Origin of the sequence: Paenibacillus sp. 23TSA30-6 (assembly GCF_014858585.1) — a bacterium.
Lineage (GTDB): Bacteria > Bacillota > Bacilli > Paenibacillales > Paenibacillaceae > Paenibacillus.
Map to the genome: position 1 here is coordinate 33,582 of NZ_SLTL01000036.1, position 16,897 is coordinate 50,478.

At 46.2% G+C, this 16,897-nt stretch carries 12 protein-coding genes; all 12 read left to right on the forward strand.

Annotated elements, in window-relative coordinates:
- Positions 1-36 precede the first annotated feature (36 nt).
- Complete coding sequence (locus E0698_RS23250) at positions 37-1,854, forward strand: ABC transporter ATP-binding protein (protein WP_192513049.1); 1,818 nt, start codon at positions 37-39, stop codon at positions 1,852-1,854.
- A 534-nt stretch (positions 1,855-2,388) separates the two neighbouring features.
- On the forward strand, positions 2,389-3,087 hold the full coding sequence (locus tag E0698_RS23255; protein WP_134913071.1) for a response regulator transcription factor: 699 nt from the start codon (positions 2,389-2,391) through the stop codon (positions 3,085-3,087).
- A gap of 654 nt (positions 3,088-3,741) precedes the next feature.
- Entirely contained in the window at positions 3,742-5,091 is a 1,350-nt protein-coding gene (locus E0698_RS23260) for a 2-hydroxycarboxylate transporter family protein (protein WP_149093688.1), read from the forward strand.
- Between the two features lie 190 nt (positions 5,092-5,281).
- Positions 5,282-7,525, forward strand: a complete 2,244-nt coding sequence (locus tag E0698_RS23265) for an ATP-binding protein (RefSeq protein ID WP_192513043.1) — start codon at positions 5,282-5,284, stop codon at positions 7,523-7,525.
- A gap of 45 nt (positions 7,526-7,570) precedes the next feature.
- Positions 7,571-7,864 (forward strand): citrate lyase acyl carrier protein, encoded by a 294-nt coding sequence (gene citD / locus E0698_RS23270; RefSeq protein WP_025682173.1) that lies wholly within the window; start codon positions 7,571-7,573, stop codon positions 7,862-7,864.
- The gene (gene citE / locus E0698_RS23275) at positions 7,865-8,746 is read left to right on the forward strand and encodes a citrate (pro-3S)-lyase subunit beta (RefSeq protein ID WP_192513044.1); all 882 of its coding nucleotides are present in this window, start codon (positions 7,865-7,867) and stop codon (positions 8,744-8,746) included. It abuts the gene before it with no gap.
- Between the two features lie 10 nt (positions 8,747-8,756).
- Entirely contained in the window at positions 8,757-10,316 is a 1,560-nt protein-coding gene (citF, locus tag E0698_RS23280; protein ID WP_192513045.1) for a citrate lyase subunit alpha, read from the forward strand.
- Between the two features lie 54 nt (positions 10,317-10,370).
- Positions 10,371-11,543: an NAD(P)-dependent malic enzyme gene (locus E0698_RS23285; protein ID WP_192513046.1), complete on the forward strand. Its 1,173-nt coding sequence runs from the start codon at positions 10,371-10,373 to the stop codon at positions 11,541-11,543.
- Between the two features lie 117 nt (positions 11,544-11,660).
- On the forward strand, positions 11,661-12,704 hold the full coding sequence (citC, locus tag E0698_RS23290; RefSeq protein ID WP_202895039.1) for a [citrate (pro-3S)-lyase] ligase: 1,044 nt from the start codon (positions 11,661-11,663) through the stop codon (positions 12,702-12,704).
- A 1-nt stretch (position 12,705) separates the two neighbouring features.
- Complete coding sequence (gene citX / locus E0698_RS23295) at positions 12,706-13,242, forward strand: citrate lyase holo-[acyl-carrier protein] synthase (RefSeq protein ID WP_192513047.1); 537 nt, start codon at positions 12,706-12,708, stop codon at positions 13,240-13,242.
- Between the two features lie 53 nt (positions 13,243-13,295).
- Positions 13,296-14,183, forward strand: a complete 888-nt coding sequence (citG, locus tag E0698_RS23300) for a triphosphoribosyl-dephospho-CoA synthase CitG (RefSeq protein WP_192513051.1) — start codon at positions 13,296-13,298, stop codon at positions 14,181-14,183.
- Between the two features lie 321 nt (positions 14,184-14,504).
- On the forward strand, positions 14,505-16,646 hold the full coding sequence (locus E0698_RS23305; RefSeq protein WP_192513048.1) for a HelD family protein: 2,142 nt from the start codon (positions 14,505-14,507) through the stop codon (positions 16,644-16,646).
- The last annotated feature ends 251 nt before the right edge of the window (positions 16,647-16,897 follow it).

Below are 16,897 nucleotides of genomic sequence, written 5' to 3' on the forward strand. Positions count from 1 at the left end.
CAAGAATGGTCAGACAGGAAGCGAGGTAAATGGTTTATGGAAAAGGAACATCATCTACAGCAAGATGAACAGCAGAACAGTATGAAGGAAAAGCCGGGTAAAAAACCCGATAGGGCTGGTATGGGCAAGTTTATCAAATTGATTGCAAGCGCACACCCTCCCAAGGCCATTCTCGTTATCGCCCTGATTCTGACCTTGATTCAGACAATTGCCGGTTTAGTTGTACCGCTGATGACCAAGGGACTGATCGACGGTTTGACCTTTTCTTCATTGAACCGAATGGTCATTCTTGGCTTGCTTGGGGCCTTCGTGCTCCAGGCTGTGGCTTCAGCGGTTTCCATTTATATGCTGAACTATGCCGGACACAAAATTGTGGCTAATTTGCGCAAACGCTTATGGCATAAAATTTTGTCTCTTCCCATTCCGTATTTTGACCGGAATCGTTCCGGGGATACGATGAGTCGTGTCACCAATGATACAAGTCTGATTATGAACCTGATTACGGAGTATCTTGTGAATCTGATTTCTAACGTAATTGCCATTATTGGCGGTATTGCCTTGCTTTTTTATCTGGATTGGGTCATGACACTCATTATTATGGCTATCGTTCCATTAACAGCGCTGATTTTATTTCCCGTGGGCAGGAAAATGTACCGTATCTCCAAAAAGCAGCAGGATGAGATGGCTGATCTGACCTCGGTACTGAGTCAGGTTATCGGAGAGATCAGGCTGGTAAAGGCGTACGGGACGGAAAGCAGGGAAGCACAGGCCGGAGAGGATCGGATTTACCGGATGTTCCGTTTTGGCTTGCAGGAATCCCGTATTTTGGCGTTGGTAGGTCCCATTTCTACTTTCTTGCTGACCGCTGTACTGGTTATTATTTTGGGTGTAGGTGGTGTTCGCGTCGCATCGGGTGTGCTGACCGCGGGGGATTTGGTAGCTTTTATTTTGCTGCTGTTTCAGGTGATTACACCGATGGCCCAGTTCACGACCTTATATTCACGTCTGCAAAAGGTGGTGGGTGCCACGGAACGAATTCAGACTATTTTGGATCATGAAGAGGAGCCGCTGGAATTGAAGCAGGAAGCAACAAAAGAAAGCAGGGATATCGTGCTGCGTGATGTTGCCTTTTCCTATACTGAAGGTGAAGAGGTTCTTCATCATGCCAGTTTAGTCATTCCGGCAAACCGGACAACTGCATTTGTTGGACCGAGCGGAAGCGGCAAGTCCACGCTGTTTTCGTTGCTGGAACGTTTTTATGTACCGGATACGGGAGAGATTCGTTATGGAGATGAACCGATATCGTTGTATACATTATCCTCCTGGCGCTCCAAAATTGGCTATGTGTCGCAGGAAAGCTCGATGATGACCGGAACGGTCAGAGATAATATTACGTATGGCTTGGGACGGGAAGCTGATCTGGAGGAAGTGAGACAGGCAGCCACGATGGCGTATGCGGATGCGTTTATTATGGATTTACCGCAAGGCTATGAGACTGAAGTGGGTGAGCGGGGAATGAAGCTCTCCGGCGGGCAACGTCAACGGATTGCCATTGCTCGTGCGCTTCTACGTAGTCCGGATATTCTTATGCTGGACGAGGCTACCTCCAGCTTGGACAGCTCATCTGAGCATGAGGTACAAAAAGCGCTGGCGAACCTGATGGAAGGACGAACGACGATTGTCATCGCTCACCGTTTGTCTACTGTGGTTCATTCCGATCAAATTATTGTGTTGGACAAGGGTAAGGTAACCGGTGCAGGAACCCACGCGGAGCTGGTTGAATCCCATGAGGTGTACCGAGAACTGGCTCAGAAGCAGTTTGTGGAGATGGGGGAGAGGAGTATGGAGCGTTAGAGGCCGCTTCGCGTGTGATTTGATCCTCCGATCGCTGTTGCCTCTGAATTCCTCTGATTGTAGTAAGACAGAAGGTTGGAATTCAGAGGCAAAGGCGAACGCTCCGCTTCTTTGGATTCAAATCACCCGCTTCGCTGGTGCCGCAAGGGTCCATACTTTATGTGAAGGGCAGGGTAAGTTCAAGAGCAGAGTTCAAGAGCAGAGTTCAAGAGCATAAGAGCATAAGAGCAAAACATAAGAGCAGGGACAAAGAAATAATTGTGAATGAAGCTGTATGACATACAACATATAGAGTTGGCTAAAATGATGCTAGACTAAAAAGTGGACACCGAGAAGCAAGAATAAAGTCAATTCATTTAGCAACTTGCTCTCATTAACGCACTAAGAAATAAATGGGATTGACTCCGTATGAACTCATTTATATACAGATATTTAAATATTTGTCATGAATAAAAAAGTGATGTGTTTTTTGTTTTTTTATATTGTTAAAAAGGGTTTTCGTAAGAGGATTTTTAGAAAGGAATGGGGTCAAGAATGAGCAAACCGAGAGTATTGGTTGTTGATGATGAGAACGCTGTCAGAAAATTGATTAAAACGGTTCTTGAAGGCGATGGAATGGCTGTTCTTCAAGCTGAAAATGGCATGGAAGCCATGCGGATGATTAGCGAGGAGCCATTCGATCTCGTCCTCCTGGACATTATGATGGAAAATATTGATGGCTATGATGTGCTTGGTCAAACGCGCAATATGGGCATCCATACGCCAATCATTTTTCTGAGCGGGAAAAAAGAAGACACAGATCAGATCATTGGACTTGGGCTTGGGGCAGATGCCTATATTACCAAGCCATTTAGTCCTCCTGTGCTTTGTGCTCAGGTAAAGAACCAGATTAAAAGATATCGCCAGCTTCAGGAATCAAAACAAGAAGCCTCACGCATTGCGTTGGGACCATTTCTATTCAACCATCATACCTATACGTTTCAAAAAAATAATCAGGAAATCGCGTTGTCATCAAAAGAGTTACAGCTCATGAAATTTTTTATGGAGCACCCCAATCAGGTCTTCTCGAAAGAACAGCTATATCAAAACATCTGGAAAGATACGGTTGTCGATAATAATACGATTATGGTCTATATCAGACACCTGCGGACCAAAATTGAGGAAAATCCCACTAATCCGAAATATATCAAAACCGTCTGGGGAATCGGGTATCGTTTTTCCGTTGAAAGATAGATTAACTATATACTTCTATCCAATTGTATACGTTCTCTTGAAAGCACGCCGATGGACTCGGGGGGCTTTTTTTCTACGGCTGATTATTTCGCTAGCCATCCTTAATTTAGTAACAAAAGGGAATACATAACTTTGGAGGGCGGCATCACAATGCCTCTAATAAAATTGTAGCGACTCTGCCTCAAACATACCTCTATCTCAAAGATATTGCCAAGCCCGTCGTCTAGACTGCAAACTTAAAACCGGACACAAAATCCCTCGCACCAATAATGACCAGAACGTTTTTTAGTCAAACCAGGACGATGTACCGACGAACCACGGGACACCGCAGTGGGAATGAACATATTCTCCGCTGCGGTGAGTTTGTCGTGCTCGTCGAGATCCCTTAGCCTACCTCAAACACGTTTGGAAACAAGCTGTGTTAGTAAATGAGTCAACCGTAGTTTTTTTCTTTGAAAGCGCTGACATATTTTTGTCACATGGTTCTTAAAAACATTTAAGGATTACTCAGAATACTTTAAGATTTTCTTTTTACAATTTAGTTATCTCGAATCATCCAATGAGTGAAACCGTTTTACAACAAAGTCTTGTGAAAACCTGGGCTAGCGATTGATTCGAGGATAAACGCAGATTGATCATCTAGGAGGCGATCAAGTGGTCACTAATAATCTACAAGAAGCCGCAGAGCTTAAGCTACAGCCACGAACAGAGTCCAAATGGAAAAAGGTGTTGAATTACAAGATTGGAGGGGTCATTCCTGTAGGCCTTTACATCCCGTTTATGGCTGTTGTCTACATGCTGATGAACTCCGGAAAGCTCGGTAGTGATATGCCTGGGGCTGTGTCTGTCATGGTATTGTATGGCTTTATTCTGGCGGAAATTGGAAAGCGTATTCCTATTCTGAAGGATATCGGCGGCGCTGCCATTATGGCAACGTTTGTTCCTTCTTACATGGTGTATGCTCATCTTCTCCCGCAGTCAGCGATTGATTCCGTTACTGACTTTATGGATAATACCAATTTCCTGTATGTGTACATCGCAATCGTTATCGCGGGTAGTATCCTTGGTATGAACCGGGAACTCATGATAAAAGCGGTCGTTAGATTGGCTGTCCCTTTGACGATTGGATCCATTCTCGGAACAGGCGTCGGTTTGCTTACAGGTGTGGCTTTGGGAATCCCTGCGTATGATACCTTGTTTTATATCCTTGCACCTATCATGGCGGGAGGCGTTGGTGAAGGTGCGATTCCACTCTCTATCGGCTACAGCCAAATTTTAGGTTCGACCCAAGGTGAACAATTTGCCATGATTATTCCTGCGGTCATGTTGGGTAGCTTGTGTGCTATTATCCTGTCCGGCTTGTTGAAACAACTGGGAGATAGAAAACCAGAACTTACCGGTAACGGCACGCTACTCAAAACAGGGGATAGCGATGTTTTGGGACTTGCAGAGGATAAAAACAAAAAACCGCTTGATCTTTACCAAATGGCTGCCGGAGCAATCTTAGCTATCGGATTCTTCATGGTAGGTACCTTAGCCGCTGAGTTTGTTGGTCTGCCTGGTCCGATCGTAATGCTCTTTGCGGCATTCCTGGCAAAATATTTTGGTTGGTTGCCAAAATTCCTTGAAGACGGAGCGCAACAGATGCAACGTTTCTTTGTTATCGCTGTAACGTACCCGCTCCTGCTTGCGGTAGGTGTTGCTAAAACACCATGGGAGGCACTGATTTCTGTAATTAGCCCTGCTTATTTCATCACCATTTTTGTAACTGTACTAACCGTGGTTGTGAGTGGATATTTTGCTGGTAAGTGGATGAAAATGTATCCGGTTGAAGCTGCGATTATTACTTCTACTCGATGCAGCCAAGGTGGAACAGGGGATGTTGCGATTCTTTCTGCAGCCGATAGAATGGTACTCATGCCATTTGCCCAGGTATCCACACGTCTCGGTGGTGCCGCAACGGTAACACTTGCTATTTTCCTGCTGCGATACCTTACACACTAAGGTAGTGAAATCTTAAAAAAAATTAATAATTTGACAGGATACTTTAAGATCTTGTCATTACAATGAAGTTGTCTTGAGACACCATTTCGTAGAGGAACGTGAATAACTGATATAATTCGGAAGCGAACCAGCCCTAGTGCTAGGGCTAGAGACTGATGGGCTACTAGGTCGATGGAGATGGTAAAACAGGATGAGATTTCAACGAGAGATACTGTTTCATTATCGAAGTCATTTTTCATTCATCACTAAGCTAGCGCTTCCGATTTCTTTTCTAGTTCTGCTGTGGATGGCCTATGGCTCGTATATGGACGGAGAACGTACCGTAATTGAACAGCAGCAGCAGCAATTGCTAACGATTGCCAAGTTAAACAGCACGTCTATTGAATCCTTTTTCGACGAACAAATGCACACGCTGCAAATATTGACAGGCAATCGGGAGATGTCGCTCGCCATAGCAAATAAGAATGAAGCTGTGATTGACGAAAACCTATCTGCTTATTATGCCGCCAAAAAAGATAGCATCTATCGGATTAGCCAGGTGAACCTAGAGGGGAGAGTGGTACACACATTTCCCAAGCGCACTCGTAGAGATGCGATTAAAGCCTATGAATTAATCAAGGATGATATACAAAGGGTGCTGCGAGAAAAAAAACCGTTCATCGCAAGTGCCAAGCTGGAGAAGCAAGGCCATTATATTGTGCATCTGTTTCAGCCTGTTTATCTCGATGGGAAATTTCAAGGTGCGCTTATCAGTGTGGTAAATCTAAACGCTGTGTATGAGAAGCTGTTGAAGCCGATTCGCGTGGGGACCAAGGGTTATATCCATGTCAAAGATCAGCAAGGCTACTATCTCATGCACCCGAGCGAAGAAAATATCGGGTTATCGCTATCAGCGATTAAGGCCAAATACCCGGGGCTTGATTACCGCGACCTGGAGAAACTGTTCAAAATGCAGCTTACCCAGGAACAAGGCTCGGCTTTCTACCATTCGTACTGGTGGGGTGACGAATTCTATACCAAGACGAAAAAGATTGAGGCATTTTCCCGTGTTCATCTCGGTGACTCGTTTTGGGTGGTTGCCGCCGCCATGAACTACGATGATGTGAGAGAACCGATTGCACAAAATCGAATTAAAACCATTGAGATTTTTTCAATGATCGTCCTGACGTTGGCTTGTGCCGTTTATATCATCATGAGGACGAAGAAAAATAAAGAGGCTCTGGAATACGAGACGAGGTATTTGCGGGAACTGAATAACAAAAACGAGCTGTTGAGAAAAAAGGATCTACAATTGCAGCACTCGCAGAAGCTACAGTTGATCGGCACGATATCAGGGGAAATTGCTCATGATTTTAATAATTTGCTAACTCCCATCAGAGGCTATGCAGAAATCATGCTTAGCAGGATAGAACCTGCTGAAGAAATTTATGATTACGTCAGTGAGATTTATGATGCTTCCGAGAAAGCAAGATTGATAATCGAGGAAATCCTGCTATTGAGCCGGCTGGAGAGTGGAAAGGTCAAGAAAAACGCTCCGGTCAAGGTTGAAGAACAGGTCGAAGAGGCACTGGGACTCATAAAATCCTTCCTCTCGCCCAAAGTGAATGCTGTGTTCAAAAAACGGGTAGATTCAGCCGTTATTTTTGCAAATAAAGTACAGATTCATCAAGTCATTATGAACCTGTGCAACAATGCCTATCAAGCAATGAAAACAGCCGGTGGCGAACTAAAAATCATATTGGATACCATTCCCTTGCAAGAGGTAAAAAAAATCCGCGAGAACGTTTTGGAAGTCAGGGATTACGTTACTTTATCTATCTCGGATACGGGGAGAGGGATGAGTGACGACACCTTGCAGAAAATCTTTGATCCTTTTTTCACAACCAAACCGGCAGGAGAGGGTACGGGGCTTGGATTGTATATCGTCCAAAGCATTCTCGAAAAACATCAAGGATTTATTTTCGTGGATTCGGAGCTGGGCAAGGGTAGTACGTTTACGGTGTATCTGCCGAAAACGGAGTTTGTAGCAAAAGAGACAGAGATCAATATGAACCCTGTGTTTACTGAACAAAGGCGCATTCTTTTGGTCGATGATAAACAGCGCGTATTGAAAGCGATGAGAAGAGGACTGGAATCGTATGGTTTCCACGTTGAGACAGAATCAGACAGTGTGGAAGCATTGCAGCGGTTTGAAAAGTCTCCAAACCATTACGATCTGGTCATTACGGATCAGGCAATGCCTTATCTGACGGGTACGGAATTGGCTGAACGTATCAAGGTAATCAATCCAAGTATGAAGATCATCCTGATTACCGGTTATGTCGAGGATCACGTGGTGGCATACAAGGAGAGATTGATCATTGATGAATACATGTGTAAGCCTGTAGCAGGTTCAGATATGGCACAAATGATTTATAAGGTTCTGCAATCCTGAAGATGGAGAGTATCTACCATCCAATTGGCAAAAGAGGTGTAGACATTGATTATTCAGCAAGTAGGCATGGCCGGTACACTGGAATCAAGCGATATTACGATTTCCATCGAGCCGAACGGGACGAAAGGTATTGAAATCGAGTTGAAAAGTACCGTAGAGAACCAGTTCGGGAACCAGATTCGCAAAGTGATTCTCGAAACATTACAAGGAATGGGCATTGAACATGCATATGTCCGCGCGAATGATAAAGGCGCACTGGATTGCGCCATTAAGGCTAGAGTAATGACAGCCGTAAGCAGAGTGGTCGAGGGCGATTGCCGACCATGGGAGGCGGAATAGATGCAAAAACTGAGAAGGACCATGTTGTATGTTCCAGGGAATAACCCAGGGATGATCCGGGACGCCCATATCTATGGGGCAGATTCGATTATGATCGACCTTGAGGATTCTGTTTCCCTATACGAAAAAGATGCGGCGCGTTTGCTGGTTTACCAGGCTTTGAAAACCTTTGATTTTGGGGGCATCGAGGTGCTGGTCAGGGTAAACCCACTCCATACGCCGTATGGCAGAGACGACTTTGAAGCGATTGTACGAGCGAAGCCAACTGCCATTCGATTGCCGAAAACGGAGACCGCCGATGACGTGATTGAAGCGGATGAATTGATTACCGAAATTGAACAAAAGATCGGCATGGAGCATGGGACAATCAAGCTTTTTGCAGCAGTTGAGAGTGGCCAGGGCGCATTGAACGCGGCGCAAATTGCGGTTGCCAGCAAGCGGCTTATCGGTATCGCCATTGGAGCGGAGGATTTTGTCACAGACCTGAAGACAACGCGCTCGCCAGAAGGCATTGAGCTATTGACAGCACGAAGCCTTATATTATTTGCGGCCAGAGCTGCTGGCATTGCTGCTGTCGATACAGTCTACTCGGATATAAATAATGAGGAAGGCTTTGCCAACGAGGTGAAGCTGATCAAACAGCTAGGCTTTGATGGCAAATCCATTATTAACCCGCGTCAGATCGAGATTGTAAACCGCATCTATACGCCAACAGAAGCAGACATCAAAAAATCAAAGCGGATCATTGAGGCCAGTCTCGAAGCGGAGGCAAAAGGCTCAGGTGTGATCAGTCTCGACGGTAAAATGATTGACCGTCCGATTGTAGAACGTGCGCGTAGAGTACTTGACCTGGCGGAAGCGGCAAAAATAAACGTAGAGTAAGGTGAATGTTATGCTAAACGGTGCTGGGAGAGAAATTCCTTTAGCTATTGAGGGACTTAATGCGATAACTCCCTTTGATCGCAAATCGACTTACGGGCAATTTAAAAATACAGAGCGGTTAAAAGAACGCCAGCAAAATCCTGCCAAAAACAAAATCATGGATTCGATGGAGAAAGCCATTGAAGCTACAGGCTTGCGTAATGGGATGACGATCTCGTTCCACCACCATTTCCGCAACGGGGACTTTATCTTGAATATGGTTATGGATAAAATCTCCAAAATGGGTATTCGTGATCTTGTCTTGGCAGCCAGCTCCTTGACGGATATTCATGCTCCGTTGGTAGAGCATGTGCGAAACGGTGTCATCCGCAGAATCGAGACCAGTGGCCTTAGAGGCGAGCTGGCTCAGGCATATTCCTACGGATTGTTTGATATTCCGGTGACGATTAACTCTCACGGTGGTCGCGCAAGAGCGATTGCATCAGGGGAATGCCCGATTGACGTAGCCTTTTTGGGCGCTCCTTCTTGCGATGCATACGGCAATGCAAACGGAACTTCCAGCGCAAACGAAGCTCCATCGGCATGCGGCTCCCTGGGTTATGCCATGGTAGATGCACAATATGCGCGCAATGTTGTGATGATCACTGACCATTTGGTCTCCTATCCGAACACTCCATTCGCCATTCCTGAAACCCAGGTGGATTATGTGGTCGTCGTGGATCGCATCGGTGATCAGAAGGGGATTGTCTCAGGGGCTACCCGTTACACGAAGAATCCGAAGGAACTGTTAATTGCCAAAAACGCGGCAGATGTAATTGAAGCATCCGGATATTTCGCGGATGGATTCTCATTGCAAACCGGCTCCGGGGGTGCTGCGCTTGCAACTACCAGGTTTCTGCGGGAAAAAATGCTTGCCGCCAATATCAAAGCAAGCTTTGCGCTGGGGGGTATTACCCAACAAATCGTTGACCTGCATGAAGAAGGATTGATTGAAAAGCTTTTGGACGTGCAGAGCTTCGACCTGCGCGCCGTAGAATCGCTGAGAAAGAACAAATTCCATCAACAAATTTGTGCGGAATATTACGCAAGCCCTGAAAATATAGGCTGCGCTGCTCACCAACTGGATGTTGTTGTGCTGAGTGCGCTGGAGATTGATCTGAATTTTAATGTGAACGTAATTACCGGGTCCGATGGGGTCATCCGTGGAGCTTCCGGCGGACACTGCGATACTGCCGCAGGCGCTGCAGTATCCATCATCGTCGCTCCGCTGATTCGCGGAAGAATGCCTGCCATTCTTGATCGTGTAAATACCATTATCACACCAGGTCATACGGTTGATGTACTGGTTACTGATCAAGGCATCGCTGTGAACCCTCTCCGCCAAGATCTCCTGGCTAGCTTCAAGGCCGCCAAGCTCCCTGTCTTCACAATCGAAGAGTTGCAAGAGAAGGCTACGCGGATTGTCGGCAAACCAGAGCCGATTCAATGGGAAGATAAAATTGTGGGTGTTATCAAATATCGTGATGGTTCCGTAATTGATGTAATTCGTCAAGTGAAACAAGGACGCTAAAATTATAAACCAAGAGGAGGAAGTATTGAGCAGTTGCTCAGTACAAACAAACTTATGAGTATAAAAGAAGCCGCTTTACAGGCACACCGCATAAGAAACGGCAAGCTGGAGATTGTAGGGACAGTACCGGTCGTAAGTAAAGAGGATTTAGCGATAGCTTATACACCTGGCGTTGCCGAGCCATGCAAGGAAATCGCCAAAGATAAGAGCAAAGCCTATGAATACACGATTAAAGGGAGCACCGTGGCGATTCTAACGAATGGGACAGCCGTGCTGGGTCTGGGGGATATTGGCCCTGAGGCAGGGCTGCCTGTCATTGAGGGCAAGGCTTTGTTGCTCAAAGAATTTGGTGGGGTGAATGCGTACCCTATCTGTATCGACAGCACTGATCCAGACGAGTTTGTGCGCACGGTTGAAGTGATCGCCCCAGGTTTTGGAGGCATTCATCTTGAAGACATCAAGGCGCCAGAATGCTTCTATATTGAAGACAAATTAAAAGAAAAACTGAACATTCCAGTTTATCATGATGATCAGCATGGAACGGCAGTTGCTGTGCTTGCAGGGTTATGTAATGCCTTGAAACTTGTGGGCAAAAAAATGGAGGATGTGCGCATCCTCATCAATGGAGCAGGAGCTTCGGGTATTGCCACCGCCAAGCTATTGCTTGCTGCAGGAGCGAAGCGTATCGTTCTCTGCGATATTAATGGTGCCTTGGTCGAAGGCGACACCTCTCTCAATGAACCTCAGCAGCAAATCGCCAAGCTGACGAATCGTGATCAAGAAACAGGCAGCCTTGCAGAAGTCATCAAAGGCAAGGACATCTTTATCGGCTTATCGGTTGCAGATGTGATGACAAAAGAAATGGTGCAAACCATGAGCAATGAAAGCATCATTTTTGCCCTTGCCAATCCGATTCCAGAAATTTTTCCGGAGGAAGCACACAAAGGCGGAGCAAGAATTGTTGCGACCGGCAGATCGGATTTTCACAACCAAATCAATAACCTGCTGGCATTCCCCGGTATTTTCAGAGGCGCGTTTGATGCCAAGGCCACGGACATCACGATGGAAATGAAATTAGCGGCAGCCAGAAGCATCGCGGATCTGGTAACAGACGAAGAGCTTGATGATACCTATATCGTTCCAGATGCGATTGACAAAAGAGTAAGTGCAGCAGTTAGTAAAGCAGTAAAAATCGTCGCAGAACAAAGCGGTGTTGTAAGAAAATAAAGACATTGTCTTTTCAGAACAAATAAACAGGATGCGCATCCTATCCTTTCGCTTGCAGAGTGTGGGATGCGTCATTCTACTTATTCTGACTTCCATGCAGAAAAACGGTGATAGATTATGGCTATGTGGATGGAACATTTGCGTGAAGAAATTTTAAATCCAACCTCTGAAGACGCTCAAAGAAAGCTTCGCGATTTCCTCAAGCGCCAAGGTCTTGGAATAGACCATCAAATTGAATATACGATGGAAATTGTAGATGGCAGCGACATTGCCGCTACGGGTTCCTTTTCAGGCAGTGTACTGAAGTGCATTGCTGTGGATGAAGCTTATAAAGACCAGGGGCTATCGGCACAAATCGTTAGCCATTTAGTAAATGAAGAATACAGGCGGGGAAGGGCTCACCTGTTTATTTATACAAAACCAGTAAATAAACAAATTTTCAAGGATCTCGGCTTTTATCCAATCGTGGAGGAATCCTCCAAGGCTGTCTTGTTGGAAAACCAATGGGATGGTGTCCGGCAGTATCAGCAAGAGCTTTTGCAGGAATCGGGCGATCTCGTGCCTTCGGCTGCGATTGTCATGAACTGTAATCCATTCACACTTGGACATCTGCACTTAATCGAGCATGCAGCGGCGGCTTGGGAAAAGGTGCATCTTTTTGTAGTTTGGGAGGACCGATCCATTTTTTCATCAGATGTCAGATACAGACTAGTGGAAGAAGGCGTGAGACATTTGGCCAATGTGATCGTGCACAAAGGCAAAGACTATATTATCTCCAACGCAACGTTTCCTTCTTACTTCCTCAAAAATGATGAAGAGGCAGCAAGTACGCATATATCACTGGATTTAAAAATATTTAGCCAGTATATAGCTCCGTTGCTAAATATTCAAAAACGGTATATTGGTCAGGAGCCAAGCTGTGTCTTGACTCGCAGGTACAACACGATCATGAAAAAATTACTGCCTTCCGTTGGAATAGACGTAGAGGAAATACCGCGACTGCTATGGGAAGGGGATGCCATCAGCGCCTCTGCGGTCCGCAAATATATCCGTCTGGGTCAAATGGATAAAGTGAAGCAGCTTGTACCGGACACGACCTATCAGTTTTTATTGTCAGTGGAAGCTGGAGAAATCATCAGGCGGATCAGGGAGATGTCATAACATGTATTCGTATGAGGTTACCCTTGAAGAAATGCTACAGGCACGCGAAAACCGGGCAGATAGACAAGGACAACTGATCCGCAGGTACGCGGTACCTCTGATCAGCATGACGATCAATATCCCAGGACCACAGAAGTCCTCTCCAACAAGTAAATACGTTTTTCAAGAAGGCTATTGTATCTTGCTGAGTCAGCTGGCGGTGAACCCAATGACACCGCTGCACAGTGAAGCGTATGATCTGCCAACAGGCCCAGAAGCATATGTTGCCGTTCAGGCAGACGCGCGAATATTGAAAAAGTTGGTCATTGCGATTGAAGATGGGCATCCACTAGGAAGATTACTGGATCTGGATGTGATTGGCCCCAATGGAAGGGCAATCTCCAGAGCTGAACTTGGCTTGGGCAAGCGAAAATGTCTCATGTGCGAGCAGGCTGCGCATGTATGCGGACGGAGTAGAGCACATGCACTTCCCGAATTGCTGGAAGCTATCAAAGCACTGGTGGACAGTTATACACGAAAGCATCAAGTAGTCAAATGAGCATGATCGTTCATCATCATTAAAAAATCCAGGGAAGAAGGTTGTTGGTATGTATGATTGCAACAAGCTTATTATGTGAAAGCATTGGTCAACAAGCTGTCCTTGCACTGCTAACAGAGGTCTCCGCCAGCCCAAAGCCGGGACTGGTAGATCGGTTTAATCGTGGTGCTCACAAGGATATGGACTTCTTTACGTTTATGTCTAGTGCGGTCGCACTTTCCGGCTATTTTGAAAGATGTACAAAGGCGGGAGGTTCCTTTCATGGGGAGGATCTTCGCATACTATTTGCGAATCTGCGTCCCTTGGGACAGGAAGCCGAACAGGCTATGTTTGCCGCAACAGGCGGGGTGAACACACATAAAGGTCTTATTTTTTCGCTAGGAATTATTTGTACCGCCGCCGCGTATTGTTGTACGACACGAGCAGCTGCTAGCAAGCTGGATGAACAAGTAATTTGTGAGACCGTTGCTCAGATGACCAAAGGTTTATGTGCGAGTGAGCTTGCATCCCTGAAAAAATCAACAGGCTTAACGGTCGGCGAACGGTTGTATAAAGAGTGGGGCATGACGGGCATACGTGGCGAGGTGGAAGCAGGCTTTCCTACCGTACGAGAATATGCTCTGCCCGTCTATCGTGAGTTGAAGTCATCGCAACGATACCATGTGAATGATATCTGTGTTCAAACCTTGTTACAACTGATGGTTGTCAACGAAGATACGAATGTCGTTGGTAGACACGATAGGGAGATGCTAACCTATGTCCAGCAATATGCCAAGCAGGTGCTAGAGGCGGGCGGTATCTTGTCAGAGAGAGGTCTCGCCTTGATTCATCGAATGAACGATGATTTTGTGCAAAAAAATGTTAGTCCTGGTGGCTCCGCTGATTTACTGGCAGTCACAATCATGTTGGAATATTTATGTCTAGCGCCACCTGCAATATAACGGCAATGCGGTTCGTAGACGACCCATTTTAATGAAGAAGGGCTGTCCACAAAGTGATATGTTCCCTTTACAACAGACAGGTTCATTCGTAAAACCTACTGCTGTAAGAGGGATTTTTTTTATGAAAAGAAATAATTGTGAATGAAGCTGTGTTGATTTACGTGTTTAATAAGAAGTCTTTCATATATGAAAACAGGCGTATTAGGAAATAAGATTGGATTTTTGTGGTTAAATGTGTTACGCTTACTTTCCTTTTTTTGTGTCGGAGCAAGTGAATGGGATGCAGAAATCGAGACTTGATATTCTTAGGAGGTAACTGAAATGGAGAACGGGTTTCAAAGTGCCTATCAAGAAGAACAGCACAGGCTGTCGCTTGCTATGGAGGAAATTGATCGCAGATTGGAACGGCTTCGCAATACGCCGGTGTACACGGGGCATGATTTTACGGAGCAGGTGCTGGAATCCGGGCGGGAGGAAAAACGCCAGGCTTTGGCAAAAAGTGCGCAGGAGCCTTATTTTGGACGCATGGATTTTGACGAACGTGGCAGGGGACAGCGTAAGCCGCTCTACATCGGCAAAATCGGAGTGGAGCGCGAGGAAGCGTCTGCGTATCCGCTTGTGATTGATTGGCGCGCGCCGATTGCCAGCTTGTTTTATTCTTTTACAGGCGGTGAAGAAACCGCGTCCTACGAAGCTCCTGAGGGAACGATTGAGGGCTTGGTGTATTTAAAGCGCAACGTTGTCATTCGTAAAAGAATACTGGAACGGGTAGCCGATACGTACAACCGTGAAAGCGACGAGCCTGCGGTTTCCGATGAATTTCTCGTCTATCGTCTGGGAGAGAACAAGGATAACCGATTGCGGGATATTGTATCTACGATTCAGGCGGAGCAGGATCAAATCATCCGCGCAGCTAAAAATACAGCCCTCGTCATTCAGGGGGTAGCGGGTAGTGGCAAGACGACGGTAGCGCTGCATCGTCTCGCATTTTTGCTGTATCAATACAAGGAGCAAGTATCGGCGGACAAGATGGTTATTTTTGCACCGAACCATATGTTTCTCGATTATATTTCAGATGTACTTCCAGAGCTGGGGGTCGGAAATATTCAGCAAAGTACATTTGCGGACTGGGCACTTAACCTGTTGGGTCTGGATTTATCTATAGCTGATCCTGCTGAAACGTTAGCTTATTGGTTTGAGAGCGGCAGCCTCAGAACGGAATCTATGGATGAGGCGCCAGGACGATTCAAAGGTTCGATTCGCTTCATGAAGCTGCTTCAAGCTTTTGTGGAACGGCTGGAGCCTGTCTCGGTCCCGGAGGGAGATTTTTCACCATGGGATGGAGCGGTGCTCCCGCGAGCCGAGATTTTGAACTGGTTCAATGAGGAATACAAGCCCTATCCGCTTGCGAAGCGAAAAGAACGCGTGCTTGCAAGAGTTCATCGCTGGATTGAAATGGAGCTGAAAAAGTCGCCCTCGGCGGCTGCGCTCAAGGAACGCAAGAAAAAAGCGGGACCCCGGGAAAAGGCATATGCTAAAAAATGGCCTCAATACGACGCGCTGACGCTTTACAAGCAGCTTTTTCAGGCAGCAAAAGGATTACCCGCAGACACGGCTGCGGAGCTGAAGGCTTCTTTGCCTGCTGCTATTTTTAAGACCACACAGTCGGATCTGCGTAAACAGGTTATCCGCGAAGAGGATCTTACTGCGTTGGTATATCTTCATGTACTGATTCATGAGGTAGAATCGTCTCAACGTTTTGACCATGTGGTCATTGATGAAGCGCAGGATTTTTCACCTTTTCATATCGCATTGCTGGATTTGTTCGTTAAAGGGCATTCCTTCACGATATTGGGTGATCTGTCGCAGGGTATTCACGAATACCGTGGCGTACATGCGTGGGAGGAAATGAGTTCTCTTTTTGCGCCGGAACATACGGGATATTTTGCACTTACCCGAAGCTACAGATCAACGCTGGAAATTATAGAATTTGCAAATACGATTTTGGAGCAGGGGGTTCGCGGCGGCATTACGGCAGTTCCGGTATTCCGTAGCGGCGATCCGGTGCGTACCGTGCCATATGGTACATCGGGGCGTGAACAGAGTTTGCTGACCGCTCTGCAAGAGCTTTCTTCCAAGGAATATCGCACTGTATCTGTGCTGACGCGTACCTTGAAGGAGGCTGTGGAGCTGCATGAGGTCTTTACGAATGCAGGGTTAAATGTGAATCTGATTGACGGTGGCAAAAAGCAATACGAAGGCGGATTGTCCGTTCTGCCTGTGTACCTGTCCAAAGGACTGGAGTTCGACGCAGTCATTGTGGCGGATGCCGACCGAGAACATTATGGAGAGCTGGCATGGGATGCCAAGCTGCTGTATGTGGGCTGTACCCGTGCGCTGCATGAGCTGTGGCTGTTACATGAGGGAACGCTTCCGAGTTATGTACAGGAGCAGGTGAAGTAAGGAACGGGTATTTTATATTAGCTCCTAAGTGGATGCGAAGTAACTGCTTAAGCTCCCATAATGGTGAACATCATGGGAGTCATATGTCATATCAGTAATAAGAACAGCCGCGAAATTTATCTTTCGTTCGGCTGTTCTTTCTTTTGCTTGCCAGGTTGCAGGTATGTAAATATAGGCTCTTCGCTCTATTGGATGGGTAACGCCGTATAGAAATAGGTTCATAGTCAAGCTTGTTTCAGTAGATTCTTAAA